At 45.0% G+C, this 12,743-nt stretch carries 16 protein-coding genes and 1 other annotated feature; all 16 genes read left to right on the forward strand.

Annotated features, from left to right (window positions below; translation table 11 throughout):
* Positions 1–21 precede the first annotated feature (21 nt).
* The 16 genes from QWT69_RS06410 to tgt all read left to right on the forward strand — a co-directional run bounded on the left by QWT69_RS06410 (position 22) and on the right by tgt (position 12,716).
* Positions 22–573 carry a peptidoglycan DD-metalloendopeptidase family protein gene (locus tag QWT69_RS06410; protein WP_317970107.1) on the forward strand — a complete coding sequence of 184 codons (552 nt, stop codon included), beginning with the start codon at positions 22–24 and terminating at the stop codon, positions 571–573.
* Positions 570–1,175, forward strand: a complete 606-nt coding sequence (locus tag QWT69_RS06415) for a site-2 protease family protein (protein ID WP_317970109.1) — start codon at positions 570–572, stop codon at positions 1,173–1,175. The genes QWT69_RS06410 and QWT69_RS06415 overlap by 4 nt, the downstream gene beginning before the upstream one ends.
* A 47-nt stretch (positions 1,176–1,222) precedes the next feature.
* Positions 1,223–1,296 (forward strand) — a sequence feature (ribosomal protein L21 leader region).
* Positions 1,297–1,309: 13 nt separating this feature from the next.
* Positions 1,310–1,618 (forward strand): 50S ribosomal protein L21, encoded by a 309-nt coding sequence (gene rplU / locus QWT69_RS06420; RefSeq protein WP_317970111.1) that lies wholly within the window; start codon positions 1,310–1,312, stop codon positions 1,616–1,618.
* A gap of 6 nt (positions 1,619–1,624) precedes the next feature.
* Positions 1,625–1,951, forward strand: coding sequence for a ribosomal-processing cysteine protease Prp (locus QWT69_RS06425; RefSeq protein ID WP_317970113.1), 327 nt, complete (start codon positions 1,625–1,627; stop codon positions 1,949–1,951).
* Positions 1,952–1,963: 12 nt separating this feature from the next.
* Positions 1,964–2,254, forward strand: coding sequence for a 50S ribosomal protein L27 (gene rpmA / locus QWT69_RS06430; protein WP_191692692.1), 291 nt, complete (start codon positions 1,964–1,966; stop codon positions 2,252–2,254).
* A gap of 117 nt (positions 2,255–2,371) precedes the next feature.
* Positions 2,372–2,890, forward strand: a complete 519-nt coding sequence (locus QWT69_RS06435; protein WP_317970117.1) for a Spo0B domain-containing protein — start codon at positions 2,372–2,374, stop codon at positions 2,888–2,890.
* A gap of 13 nt (positions 2,891–2,903) precedes the next feature.
* Positions 2,904–4,196 (forward strand): GTPase ObgE, encoded by a 1,293-nt coding sequence (gene obgE, locus QWT69_RS06440; protein ID WP_317970119.1) that lies wholly within the window; start codon positions 2,904–2,906, stop codon positions 4,194–4,196.
* Between the two features lie 42 nt (positions 4,197–4,238).
* The gene (locus QWT69_RS06445) at positions 4,239–4,694 is read left to right on the forward strand and encodes an ACT domain-containing protein (protein ID WP_317970121.1); all 456 of its coding nucleotides are present in this window, start codon (positions 4,239–4,241) and stop codon (positions 4,692–4,694) included.
* 15 nt (positions 4,695–4,709) lie between these two features.
* Positions 4,710–5,591, forward strand: coding sequence for a prephenate dehydratase (gene pheA, locus QWT69_RS06450; protein WP_317970123.1), 882 nt, complete (start codon positions 4,710–4,712; stop codon positions 5,589–5,591).
* Between the two features lie 339 nt (positions 5,592–5,930).
* Positions 5,931–7,064 carry a LysM peptidoglycan-binding domain-containing protein gene (locus tag QWT69_RS06455; protein WP_317970125.1) on the forward strand — a complete coding sequence of 378 codons (1,134 nt, stop codon included), beginning with the start codon at positions 5,931–5,933 and terminating at the stop codon, positions 7,062–7,064.
* 13 nt (positions 7,065–7,077) lie between these two features.
* Positions 7,078–7,941 carry a phosphotransferase gene (locus QWT69_RS06460; RefSeq protein WP_317970127.1) on the forward strand — a complete coding sequence of 288 codons (864 nt, stop codon included), beginning with the start codon at positions 7,078–7,080 and terminating at the stop codon, positions 7,939–7,941.
* A gap of 11 nt (positions 7,942–7,952) precedes the next feature.
* Positions 7,953–8,675, forward strand: a complete 723-nt coding sequence (locus tag QWT69_RS06465) for a YebC/PmpR family DNA-binding transcriptional regulator (protein ID WP_317970961.1) — start codon at positions 7,953–7,955, stop codon at positions 8,673–8,675.
* A gap of 119 nt (positions 8,676–8,794) precedes the next feature.
* Positions 8,795–9,400, forward strand: coding sequence for a Holliday junction branch migration protein RuvA (gene ruvA / locus QWT69_RS06470; RefSeq protein WP_317970129.1), 606 nt, complete (start codon positions 8,795–8,797; stop codon positions 9,398–9,400).
* A gap of 33 nt (positions 9,401–9,433) precedes the next feature.
* Entirely contained in the window at positions 9,434–10,438 is a 1,005-nt protein-coding gene (ruvB, locus tag QWT69_RS06475) for a Holliday junction branch migration DNA helicase RuvB (protein ID WP_317970132.1), read from the forward strand.
* A 55-nt stretch (positions 10,439–10,493) separates the two neighbouring features.
* Positions 10,494–11,534 (forward strand): tRNA preQ1(34) S-adenosylmethionine ribosyltransferase-isomerase QueA, encoded by a 1,041-nt coding sequence (gene queA, locus QWT69_RS06480; protein WP_317970134.1) that lies wholly within the window; start codon positions 10,494–10,496, stop codon positions 11,532–11,534.
* Positions 11,535–11,576: 42 nt separating this feature from the next.
* Positions 11,577–12,716, forward strand: coding sequence for a tRNA guanosine(34) transglycosylase Tgt (gene tgt / locus QWT69_RS06485; protein ID WP_317970137.1), 1,140 nt, complete (start codon positions 11,577–11,579; stop codon positions 12,714–12,716).
* The last annotated feature ends 27 nt before the right edge of the window (positions 12,717–12,743 follow it).

Raw genomic sequence — 12,743 nt, forward strand, 5'->3', positions numbered from 1 at the left:
TGGAAAAGGTGGTGTGGCGGGGTGAAATGGAAAACAAAGTGGGTGTTGGCGATTCTTTTTGCAATCGGTGTATTCACATATGCAAAATTGGAGGAAACGGGTATCGCTTCCCAACCAATCACTCAATATGTAACGACTGGGAAAGATTTCATCGTCATGAAAAAGTGGGTCTCTTCGATTCTTGGTGATCCTAATGAAGACAAGATTGTTGTATCTGCAAGTCCTGAAGAAGAAATGCCGTTTGCTTCGTACGAGTCGATGCAACCCTACAAAGATGGAGTCATCGTCTCCTACATGAATGCAATGCCGATTACAGCGCAAGGAGACGGTCTTGTCGTGTTCACAGGATCTACAAGGCAATCTGGCAAAACGGTGACGGTGCTCTATGATGATGGTGATGAAGTGACATATGGATTCGTCGGATCATTTAAGAAACTACCGTATTCGACTGTAAAAAAAGGGGACACGCTCGCATTAATGAACGAAGAGGCAATCTATTTGAAAGTGAAACGGGAAGGGATTGTTCTTGAAGCGTCCGTACTGGCGACGTATTTTTCGGATGTTAAAGAATGAAACTCCGCCTTCACCCTGTTTTGGTACCATTTTTTCTGGCGCTTATGTTGACAGGAGGGTTGTCATTTTACGCACTTGTTTTCCTCTCCCTACTGCTTCATGAAGCTGGGCATATTATTGCTGCTTATATGAGCGGAATGAAAGTGCGTATGTGTACAATCATGCCTTATGGCGGCGAATTGCATATACCTGGTAAGTTTCAATATGCAAAAAAACAAAAGATTATAGTTGCGTTAGGTGGTCCCATGGCTACCTTAATCATTCTTTTGCTTTCCATCTTTCTCACATTTCCTGGTGACGAGCAACTTGTGCGCATCCAGACCGTCATTCTATTTGTGAATTTGTTGCCTATTTTACCGCTTGACGGTGGACAAGCACTTGGCACATTGCTGGAGACAGAAAAAAATAAATACGCAATAAGAGCTTCGTTTCTACTATTCTCACTCGCGTTTTTGGCGATAGGAATTGTCTTGATGATTCCGCGTTTGCCCCATACACTGTTGTTCATCGCTTTAGCTATATTTCTTCTCATACAAAACGTTACAACGTTCAGGTTTAGGAAATATGAGCAAGCGTTCGAACGTTTAAAAGAAAACAGTTGACGAGAAAGTCTGTGCGTGGTAATATTTTAATGTTATTGTTTGTAGCACCCGTGCTACAACCGCACTGATCAGGTACAAGCATCCGAATGGATCACCTATGAAGGCGAGTCTGAGTCTATAGAGGAGGTGCAAGTATGTACGCAATCATTGAAACTGGTGGAAAACAAATCAAAGTTGAAGCAGGTCAAGAGGTTTACATCGAAAAAGTTTTTGGTGAAGCTGAAGAAACTGTAACATTTGACAAAGTTCTATTCGTTGGTGGAGAAGACGTGAAAGTCGGCGTTCCATTCGTGGAAGGTGCTTCTGTAACAGGTAAAATCGTTAAGCAGGGCCGCGCTAAGAAAATCACTGTATTCAAATACAAGCCGAAAAAGAACTACCACAAAAAGCAAGGTCATCGTCAGCCATACACGAAAGTTGTCATCGAAGGCATCAATCTGTAAGCCGGCATGATCAAAATTATTATTGATGAACAAGCATCGGGGCGTATCAACTCTTTTGAGATGAAAGGCCATGCCGATTACGCTGAACATGGAAAAGATCTTGTCTGCGCAGGCGCATCAGCAGTCTCATTTGGGGCTGTCAATGCCATTATCTCGCTTACTGGCATAACACCTGAAATCCAGCAAGGATCTGACGGCGGTTATTTGAAAGTGATTTTTCCGGAATCGGAGAAGGACAGTGAAATCCAGTTACTCGTGAAGGCGATGATTGTTTCATTACAGACGATTGAACAAGATTACGGGCAACATATAAAAATTATTTTCAACCGATAGGAGGTGGCACTTATGTTACGTTTGGATCTCCAGTTTTTCGCATCGAAAAAAGGTGTTGGTTCTACAAAGAACGGTCGTGACTCTCATTCGAAACGTCTTGGCGCAAAGCGCGCTGACGGACAATTCGTTTCAGGCGGCTCTATCCTTTATCGCCAACGCGGAACAAAAATTCACCCAGGTGAAAACGTTGGCCGCGGCGGTGACGATACTCTTTTCGCAAAAGTTGACGGCGTCGTTCGTTTTGAACGTTTTGGTCGCGACAAGAAAAAAGTCAGCGTCTACCCTGAAGCTCAGGAAGCTTAAGCTTAAACGTATATTGGAAGGACTGCATTTTTTCGTGCAGTCCTTTTTTTATTTTTTTGACGGAATAGCTCATCGGGATGTTATACTATATACTATGAAACCAATGGCGGTGAGAGTATGGAGTCTGAACAACTGACGATAGGCCAAGCGCTGAAATTTGCACGTCATGATTTTTTGAATGAACTTCAGCTCATGCTGTTATATATGGATTTAGGCAAACCGGCTGAAGCAAGAAAAAGTTTACTGGATGCAACCGAGCGGATGCGAAATTTGTCCAAACTTGAAAATCTACGAATGCCTCAAACGGAAGTATGGCTTAATACGTATGAATGGCGACATCCATCTTTTTCCAAGACGCTGCACTGTGCCGCAATTCCAGGCGACCGTGCAGCGGATGACAAAGCTGTTTCTTCCTATCTAGAACGATTAATTGAAGCAGTGGAGAAAGTGCTGGATCCCATGGAAGATTATACGATTGATACTGTCATTGAAGCCACTGCGCAACAGTGGTCCATCCAATTGACAATACGAGGACTGCTTGCTGGAATACCTGTAATTGACCCAGTCCATACCGGATTTGAAGTTGGCACTACAATGCAAGATGAGCAATGGACGTTCACAATAAGTGGACGATAGGAGGCAATAATTAATGTTTGTCGATCACGTAAAAGTTTATGTTAAAGGCGGTAACGGCGGCGATGGAATGGTCGCGTTCCGCAGAGAGAAGTATATTGCATATGGCGGTCCTGCAGGCGGTGATGGTGGAAAAGGTGCGGATGTTGTATTCATCGTGGATGAAGGTCTTCGGACATTAATGGACTTCCGTTACCAACGCCATTTCAAAGCGCCACGAGGAGAGCACGGTGCAACGAAGAATATGCATGGTAAAGGTGCAAAAGACATGGTCGTAAAAGTTCCACCGGGTACTATCGTTAAAGACGTGGAAACAGGTGACATCATCGCTGACCTCGTAGAGGATGGCCAAACGGCTGTAATCGCTAGAGGCGGGCGTGGAGGACGTGGGAACTCCCGTTTTGCGACTCCCCAAAATCCCGCTCCGGAACTTTCGGAAAAAGGTGAACCGGGTGTCGAAAGAGAAATAGTCTTAGAATTAAAAGTGCTTGCTGACGTAGGGCTTGTTGGTTTCCCGAGTGTAGGGAAGTCGACATTGTTGTCTGTCGTATCAGCAGCAAAACCGAAAATTGCCGATTATCACTTCACGACACTTGTTCCGAATTTAGGCATGGTTGAACTAGACGGAGGAAATACATTCGTTCTTGCAGATTTGCCAGGTTTGATTGAAGGTGCGCATGAAGGCGTTGGGCTTGGACACCAATTTTTACGGCATATCGAAAGAACGCGTGTTATTATTCATGTTGTCGATATGTCAGGCGTAGAAGGACGCGATCCTTATGAAGATTTCCAAACAATCAATGAAGAACTGGAGAAATATAATCTTCGTCTAATGGAACGTCCGCAAATCATTGTCGCAAACAAAATGGACATGCCGGAAGCGGAAGGGAACTTAGAAGAATTCAAAAAGAAATTAAATGATGACAAGGCTTTGGTCTTCCCGATTTCGGCACTTACTCGCGAAGGGCTAGATCAATTGTTGTTCGCAGTTGCCGAATTGCTTGAAACGACACCTGAATTTCCGATGCATGAGATTGAGGAAGAAGAAGAAAATCGATCTGTGCTTTATAAGCATGAAGCAGATCCGGAAGACTTCAAAATTAGCCGTGATGATGATGGAGCGTTCATTGTCTCTGGTTATACAATCGAGCGTCTGTTCAGAATGACTGATTTCAACTTCGATCAATCTGTCCGTAAATTCTCGCGTCAGATGCGTGGTATGGGGATTGATGATGCCCTTCGTGAGCGTGGTGCGCAAGACGGGGACACTGTAAGAATCCTTGACTTCGAATTTGAATTCCTCGAATAAGGGTTTTTCAATAGTGAATGAATTGTAGCTAGGAGGCATTCAATGAAGTCATTGGGGGAAGGGCAGTATTATCTTGTGCGCGAAGATGTGCTTACGGAATCCATGCAGAAAATGCTAGAAGCAAAACGGATGCTCGCGAGTGGAGAAGAAAAGACGATCCAGGAAGCAACAAAACGGGTCGGTCTTTCCCGCAGCGCTTATTATAAATATAAAGATACCGTTTTCCCGTTCGAATCGATTGCACGTGAGCGGGTACTGACGATCTTCATTCAACTGGAAGACCGTAAAGGATCACTCGCGACATTACTTAGGCTTATATCCGAAGCGAAATGCAATGTATTGACGATTCACCAGACAATCCCTGTCCAGGGACGTGCGAATATCACATTATCACTAGATGTAACCGAGATGCCAATCACGATGGAGGAATTCATGCAGAGGCTGAAAACGCCGAGTTTCATCGATTCCGTCCATCTGATTAGTTCCGGTGCACTTTGATAGGAGGGTACTGAAGTGACTGACTCAAATTACTCGCCGACGGTCGCCTACTTAGGACCGGAAGCGTCATTTACACATGTGGCAGCGACCCAATTATTTGGAAACACGGGACTCGTGTCTCAACCGACAATCCCAGATTGCATAGAAGCCGTTACGGCGGGACATGTAGCGTATGCCATCGTACCTTTGGAAAATGCATTGGAAGGGTCCGTACCGATGACAATCGACTATTTGTTCCATGGCAGCGAACTGTTCATCAATGCGGAAATTTCCACGCCGATTGAACAGCATTTACTTGTGAATGAGAAACAGCGAGAGGCATTGGATAACCTTGATTCGGTCCAGTCGCATCCTCATGCACTTGCACAATGTCATAAGTATTTGCAATACCACTATCGACGCACGCCGCTCATCCAGACAACATCGACTGCAGCGGCTGCTAAATACATATCTGAAAACCCTGATCTGCGGGTTGCGGCAATCGGAAACCGTCTAGCGGCGGAAAAGTACGGCTTACATATCGCAGAAGAGAATATCCATGATTTTCATTTCAATCATACGCGATTTGTTGTCTTGTCTTTAAGAAAAGGCTATTTGGAAGAAGAGAGTCATTCAGAAAACTCGAAAACGACGTTCATGGTCAAATTGCCCGAAGATGACCGATCTGGAATGCTCCATCAAATTCTCTCGGTATTCGCCTGGCGCAAATTGAACCTTAGCAAAATTGAATCCCGTCCACTTAAAACAGGACTTGGCAACTACTTCTTCATCATTGACGTCCTGGAAAACGAAGACCATCCGATGATGATGGGGGCAATCGAAGAACTCGCTTCCCTTAACTGTAGCGTTCGCTCATTCGGTTCCTACTGTACGTACGAACAAAAACCTTCCCGCTGATTCTACTTGGCAGGAAGGTTTTTTTGCTTGGAATTAATGAATATTCCTTCCCATTCCACAATATACATACTAAGAGAGAGGGCGCCTGTATTTAATTTGATTCAGCAGAAGTCTCACACTTTTATAAGTGGGGGGATGAATGCGAGAACAGTATTTCGACCAAAGGGCTTTCAAACGCCCTGCTGATTCAAGTTAAATCTCCGGTGGATGTTTGGGAATATGAATAATGCTTTGCATCATTCAAACCCAAAATCAATTATGGCAAGACGTAATTGATTAATACGTCACCAAATCGGGCGTTCATTCATACGATGAAATGATGGAAGGGGGATTTTTTTAGTGGATGTCCATATTGTTGTAAAAGGGGATACCTTGTGGAAAATCGCAAGGCAATACGGTATCTCATTTGAAGACTTGAAAAGAGTGAACGCCCATTTGGCGAATCCGGATTATATTGTACCGGGCATGAAAATCTTTCTGCCTGCCAAAAGAAAGGAACATACGCCGAGTGTGAAAGGTCCCGAAAAGAAACCGCAACAGGGGAAACCAGCACATTCTGCTCCACCCGCACAACCGTCCAAGCCACCGACGCATAAGAAACCTGAAACGGGTATGCCTTCAAAGCCGGGTAAGCCGATGCAACCCATCCCGTTGCCACCGCTTGGTGAAACAGTAAAGCCGCAACCAACACCGCCTAAACCGACACCACCAAAACCTGCGCCACCTGTTTCGCAACCGAAGCCACCGGAGCAAAAGCCGCCTGTCCAACCGGTACCAATGCCACCTGCAGCGCAAGTGCCGCCGATGGCCATGCCTCAGTTTTGTCCGCCGATGATGCCTGTGCCTTGTGGTTGGATGCCGATTTACGATGCGGACTGCTATCCGATGGTTCATCATCATCAGGAAATGCAACCATTGCCGATGCCTGCACCGCAAATGCCACCGATGCCGATGCCGCAGGAGATGAAACCGACTCCACCCGCACAGATGGGAACGAAGCCGCCGACAATTGATACGATGGAATCGAGTGATGAATTCGATTGGGAAGAATCCCCGATCTATCCGGGAATGGGAACCGGCACACCGCCATCCTATCCAACGAGTGGATGGGAGATGATGGAATCACCGACTATGCCGCAAATGGAATCATCACATCAAATGGTCAATTATCCGCCTGAACAAGTCTATATGCCTCAGATAATTTCACCGGAGCAGCAAAATCCGTATGGAATGATGCAACCGCAGTTTTTCCCGTGTCAGCCATGCCAGCCGGTCTATCATCACGGTTGCCACCATCACGGGCACTATCCGCAGATGATGCCAGTACCGATGCCAATGCAACAGTGGCAAATGCAACCGCCACAATGGCCCATGCAACAAATGCAACCCCAACAATGGCCGATGCAGCAAATGCCAATGAACCAGCAGCAATACTTCAACCAACCGGATAATAACGATTGCGGATCGTGTTGATCGGCATATGGCCTTGGAGAAGAATATACGGAAAGTGAAAGAGAATGTGTGGAAGCTGGAAGAAGGAGACGCTGCCTATTCATTGAAAAGGTATAAAAGTCGATCCACTGCCGTTAAAGTGGATTATATTCACAACCAGCTTCATGCAATTCAATTTCCGCATATTGTACCGGTTTTGACGACAGAAGATCCAATGATGATCATGCAGCCGTGGTATGAAGGAACAAGGCCAGTTAATTTTAGAAAGCGGATTGATCGTACAGATTCACTTATCGCTTTACAGGCACTTCATGCGACGAGCGAACAGATTGATTGGGACGCGTCACCCTATTTGCACAGGTATCAGCTCATGGATAAATGGAAAGACCGTTTGGAACGGTTCATCGACAACCGAACGACCTTAGAGAAGCATCTTGGCAAGCGAGCTGTTGATGAAATCATTTCTTATGGAAGCTTAGCGTTATCGGTTTTAAAAAAGACGGATAGGAAGCATGCAGACAACACGCTTTTACATGGAGATGTCGTCCACCATAATATATTGCGTGATTACAATAATCATATCCGATTTATCGATTTCGATCTTGCTTGTACAGGACCGACTGGAATTGAACTAGCACTTTGGGTTCATCGAGTATTGCCAAATGTCGGGTATCATCTGGACTTCCTGTTCGCCGAACAGACACGTTTGAATGAAATGGATACTGCTTCAAAAGCAATGCTTCTATACCCGAATGAACTCTTGCGGGAATGGCTCTATCTTCTTTCGTTACCGCAGGAAAACTGTGATCGACTTGCCCGGAAACTCATTCCGTTCACGGAAACCGCCCTCACTTCATGGCCGAAGCTATGGTATGATATAGAACGGAGCATGGAGTAGGAGGGTGAATGATGGCAGGACATTCGAAGTGGAAAAATATTCAGAACCGTAAAGGTGCTCAAGATGCTAAAAGAGGAAAAGTGTTTCAAAAGATGTCAAGGGAACTATATGTAGCCGCCAAATCTGGCGGTGGAGATGCCGAGACAAATCCTTCTTTGCGCTTGGCGATTGAGAAGTCCAAAAGTTTCAACGTGCCGAACGATGTCATTAATAGGGCAATCGATAAAGCGACCGGAGCCGGAGCTGATGAAAACTATGAAGAAGTCATCTATGAAGGGTATGGACCTGGTGGGGTAGCGGTACTCGTCTATTGTCTAACGGAAAACAGAAACCGCACAGGACCGAATATCCGTGTTGCTTTCAATAAAAACGGCGGTAGTCTAGGTGAAACCGGTTCGGTCAATTATCTTTTCAACAGGAAAGGGCGCTTGTTCGTCGAACGCATCAACGACACAGATGAAGACTCGATTATGCTTGCAGCTCTGGAAGCGGGTGCGGAAGATATTGAATCGACTGAAGAAGGATTTGAAATCATAACGGAACCTGGCACTTTCATCGATGTGAAAGAAGCATTGGAGACGCAGGGAATTCAGTTCATTTCCGCGGAAGTTGAAATGATTCCGACCATCTATGCGGAATTGCAAGATGAGCAAGCTGAACAGTTTGAACAGATGATCGAAGCGCTGGAAGATGACGATGATGTACAGGATATTTACCATAATGCAAGTGAGTAAGTAAAGCCGCCTGAGTGCGGCTTATTTTTTGTCTTTTTAGACGTTTCTGCATCTATCCTTCTTTAGGTAGAAAATGCGTTCGTATGCTATAATAGGTACTATATTAGGGGGAGAATGACGTGTACGATTACATTAAAGGTATAGTCACCCGGGTTACACCGGAATACATAACGCTTGAACAGGGTGGTATCGGATGGCAGATTATGACACCAAATCCGTATGCTTTTCATCAGACAGAGGACATCCAGCAAATCTTCACGTATCTACATGTACGCGAAGATATGCAATGGCTACTCGGATTCAAATCACTTGAGCAACGGGAACTGTTCAAAAAGCTCATCACTGTTTCAGGAATTGGTCCAAAAGGAGCGTTGGCCATTCTTGCAAGTGGCATTCCTTCACAAGTGATTGGTGCCATTGAAAGCGAAGATGAGGCTTTCCTTGTGAAATTCCCTGGTGTCGGCAAAAAGACGGCCCGCCAGATGATTTTGGATTTAAAAGGGAAACTCAGCGATCTGTTTACCGAAATTGAATTTCCTGATACGGCTTCCTCTCTGTTATCAATGGCGGAAAACGATTCGCTTGAAGAAGCATTTCTTGCATTGCAAGCACTCGGTTACTCACAGCGTGAATTAACGAAAGTACGACCTGAAATGCAGAAAGAAGAACTTGATACAGAAGGCTATATGAAAATTGCGTTAAGTCTGCTTTTGAAACAGAAGTGATGAAGATAAATAGGAGAGGAGGAATGGTCGAAGATGGATCGGGTCATTTCAAGTGAACAAACGAATTATGATGATAACTTTGAACAATCGCTGCGTCCACAAACGCTGCAACAGTATATTGGACAAGAAAAAGTCAAAGACAATCTGAGTATTTTCATCCAAGCGGCAAAAGGCAGAAGTGAAAGTTTGGATCATGTTCTTTTATATGGACCTCCGGGGCTTGGGAAAACAACTCTGGCATCTGTCATTGCGAACGAGATGGGGGTCAATGTTAAGATGACAAGTGGTCCTGCGATCGAGCGTCCGGGAGATCTTGCCGCTGTCGTTTCGTCTCTTGAGCCAGGAGATGTGTTGTTCATCGATGAAATCCATCGGTTAAACCGTTCCATCGAGGAAGTGCTATACCCTGCGATGGAAGACTTCTGTCTTGATATTGTCGTAGGCAAAGGACCTTCCGCGAAATCGATTCGTCTTGACCTACCTCCCTTTACATTGATTGGTGCCACAACAAGAGCAGGTTCACTATCAGCGCCTTTACGCGATCGTTTCGGTGTTCCATTACGGCTTGAGTATTATGAAGAAGGTCCGCTGAAAGAGATTGTCATACGAAGTGCGAGTCTTTTCGATGTTGCAATCGATACAAGTGCTGCTGTTGAAATTGCCAGGCGTTCTAGGGGAACACCACGTATAGCAAACCGACTTCTCAGAAGAGTGCGTGACTATGCGCAAGTGCGAGGAGATGGCAATATTACGATGGCGATTGCGAAAGAGGCACTCGAAATGCTACAGGTAGATTCGCACGGACTAGATCACATTGACCACAAACTTGTTAAAAGTATGATTGAGCGTTTCAGAGGTGGACCTGTCGGTATCGATACAATCGCCGCAAGCATTGGAGAAGAATCGATTACAATTGAAGATGTCTATGAACCGTATCTTCTGCAGATCGGCTTCATCCAGCGCACGCCGCGAGGAAGAGTTGCAACTGGACTCGCTTATAGCCATTTCGGTTATGCTATGCCTGAAGGCCTTGAATGACCGCTACGTACTGAAAAAAATGATCACTTTACAATAAAAGGAGTATACAGAACTAATGGATGTTAATGATTTCGATTTTGAATTGCCTGACCGTCTAATTGCCCAAACCCCATTGGTCGATAGAACGGCAAGCAAGCTAATGGTGTTGGACAAGCAGACAGGTGAAGTGAAACATCGACAATTTCGCCAAATCATCGATGAACTGGATGCTGGCGATATGATTGTGTTAAACGACACGCGTGTACTTCCTGCACGTTTAATTGGCATTAAAGAAGATACAGGTGCTTCCATCGAAGTATTGTTATTGAAAGAAACAGGCAAAGATGAATGGGAAACATTAGTCAAGCCAGCAAAACGTATTAAAGTGGGTACAATCGTCACATTCGGAGACGGTCGTTTGACGGCGGAGTGCACGGGCGTGATGGATCAAGGCGGTCGGATGTTCAAATTCCGTTATGAAGGCATCTTTTACGAGATTCTGGATGCGCTTGGTCAAATGCCACTTCCGCCATATATAACAGAGACACTGGATGATCAGTCGCGCTATCAGACCGTTTTTGCAAAAGAAAGAGGTTCAGCGGCGGCACCGACGGCCGGTCTACATTTCACGGAAGAAATTCTTCAAGCGATTAAAGACAAAGGCATAGGGATCGAGTTCATCACCTTGCATGTTGGTCTAGGTACTTTCCGTCCAGTGAGTGTCGACACAATCGAAGACCATACGATGCATGCGGAATATTATCAAGTCAATGAAAGCACGGCGAACGCGATAAACGAAACAAAAGCGAACGGCGGAAATATCATTGCTATCGGTACGACTTCAGCAAGAACACTTGAGACAATTGCTACAGAGAACGATGGGAAAATTGTTGCATCCAGCGGGTGGACATCGATTTTCATCTATCCTGGGTATGAATTCAGTATCCTCGACGGCATGTTGACGAACTTTCATTTACCGAAGTCTACATTGATCATGCTTATATCTGCATTGGCTACACGCGAACATGTACTCGCCGCCTACAATGAAGCGGTCAAAGAGAATTACCGTTTCTTCAGTTTCGGGGACGCAATGTTCATCAAACCACAAAAAAAGTAAACGGGGTCTACAACGATTCCCATAACGAAAGGAATTTCAACAATGGCAGCAATAACGTACGAACATATTAAAACATGCAAACAGACAGGTGCGCGTCTAGGAATTGTCCATACACCGCACGGTTCATTCGAAACACCTACTTTCATGCCTGTTGGGACTCAAGCAACTGTCAAAACAATGTCTCCAGAAGAACTGAAACAAATGGGCGCAGGTATTATCTTGAGCAATACGTATCATCTTTGGTTAAGACCGGGAAATGATATTATCAAGGAGGCTGGCGGTCTTCATAAATTCATGAACTGGGATCGTCCGATTTTAACCGATTCAGGTGGTTTTCAAGTATTCTCACTAAGCAAATTTAGAAAGATTGAAGAAGAAGGTGTGCATTTCCGTCATCACCTGAACGGCAGTAAACTATTCCTTAGTCCTGAAAAAGCGATGGAAATCCAAAATGATCTCGGATCGGATATAATGATGGCGTTCGATGAATGCCCGCCATTTCCTGCTACTTATGAGTATATGAAAGCGAGTGTCGAACGGACGTCAAGATGGGCAGAAAGATGCCTTGGCGCACATGCCCGCCCAGAAGACCAAGGTCTCTTCGGTATCGTACAAGGCGGCGAATTCGAGGAGCTACGTAAACAAAGTGCAAAAGATCTTGTTTCTTTGGATTTCCCCGGCTACGCGATAGGCGGATTGTCCGTAGGTGAACCAAAAGATATTATGAACCGTGTTTTGGAGCAGACGACACCATTGTTACCAAGTGATAAGCCCCGCTATTTGATGGGTGTCGGATCACCGGATTCACTTATCGACGGTGCAATTCGCGGTGTGGACATGTTTGACTGTGTTCTACCGACAAGAATTGCTAGAAACGGTACATTGATGACGAGCGAAGGCCGACTGGTCGTGAAAAACGCAAAGTACGAACGCGACTTCGGTCCACTTGATCCGAATTGCGATTGTTATACATGTAAAAACTATAGCAGAGCTTATATTAGGCACTTAATCCGGGCAGATGAAACATTTGGAATCCGTCTGACATCCTATCACAACCTCCATTTCTTATTGAATTTAATGGAGCAAGTAAGAGACGCAATCCGTCATGACCGTCTTGGAGATTTCCGGGAAGAGTTTTTTGAACAATACGGTTTTAACAAACCAAATGCAAAAAACTTTTGAATCTTGTATAATAAATCGAGAGAAGAG

The sequence above is a fragment of the Sporosarcina oncorhynchi genome (assembly GCF_033304615.1).
GTDB classification, from domain to species: Bacteria; Bacillota; Bacilli; order Bacillales_A; family Planococcaceae; genus Sporosarcina; species Sporosarcina oncorhynchi.

Coding starts and splice junctions, on each gene's coding strand:
- QWT69_RS06415 (WP_317970109.1), top strand. CDS start 570: ATGAAACTCCGCCTTCACCCTGTTTTGGTACCATTTTTTCTGGCGCTT.
- rplU (WP_317970111.1), top strand. CDS start 1,310: ATGTACGCAATCATTGAAACTGGTGGAAAACAAATCAAAGTTGAAGCA.
- QWT69_RS06425 (WP_317970113.1), top strand. CDS start 1,625: ATGATCAAAATTATTATTGATGAACAAGCATCGGGGCGTATCAACTCT.
- rpmA (WP_191692692.1), top strand. CDS start 1,964: ATGTTACGTTTGGATCTCCAGTTTTTCGCATCGAAAAAAGGTGTTGGT.
- QWT69_RS06435 (WP_317970117.1), top strand. CDS start 2,372: ATGGAGTCTGAACAACTGACGATAGGCCAAGCGCTGAAATTTGCACGT.
- obgE (WP_317970119.1), top strand. CDS start 2,904: ATGTTTGTCGATCACGTAAAAGTTTATGTTAAAGGCGGTAACGGCGGC.
- QWT69_RS06445 (WP_317970121.1), top strand. CDS start 4,239: ATGAAGTCATTGGGGGAAGGGCAGTATTATCTTGTGCGCGAAGATGTG.
- QWT69_RS06465 (WP_317970961.1), top strand. CDS start 7,953: ATGGCAGGACATTCGAAGTGGAAAAATATTCAGAACCGTAAAGGTGCT.
- ruvB (WP_317970132.1), top strand. CDS start 9,434: ATGGATCGGGTCATTTCAAGTGAACAAACGAATTATGATGATAACTTT.
- queA (WP_317970134.1), top strand. CDS start 10,494: ATGGATGTTAATGATTTCGATTTTGAATTGCCTGACCGTCTAATTGCC.
- tgt (WP_317970137.1), top strand. CDS start 11,577: ATGGCAGCAATAACGTACGAACATATTAAAACATGCAAACAGACAGGT.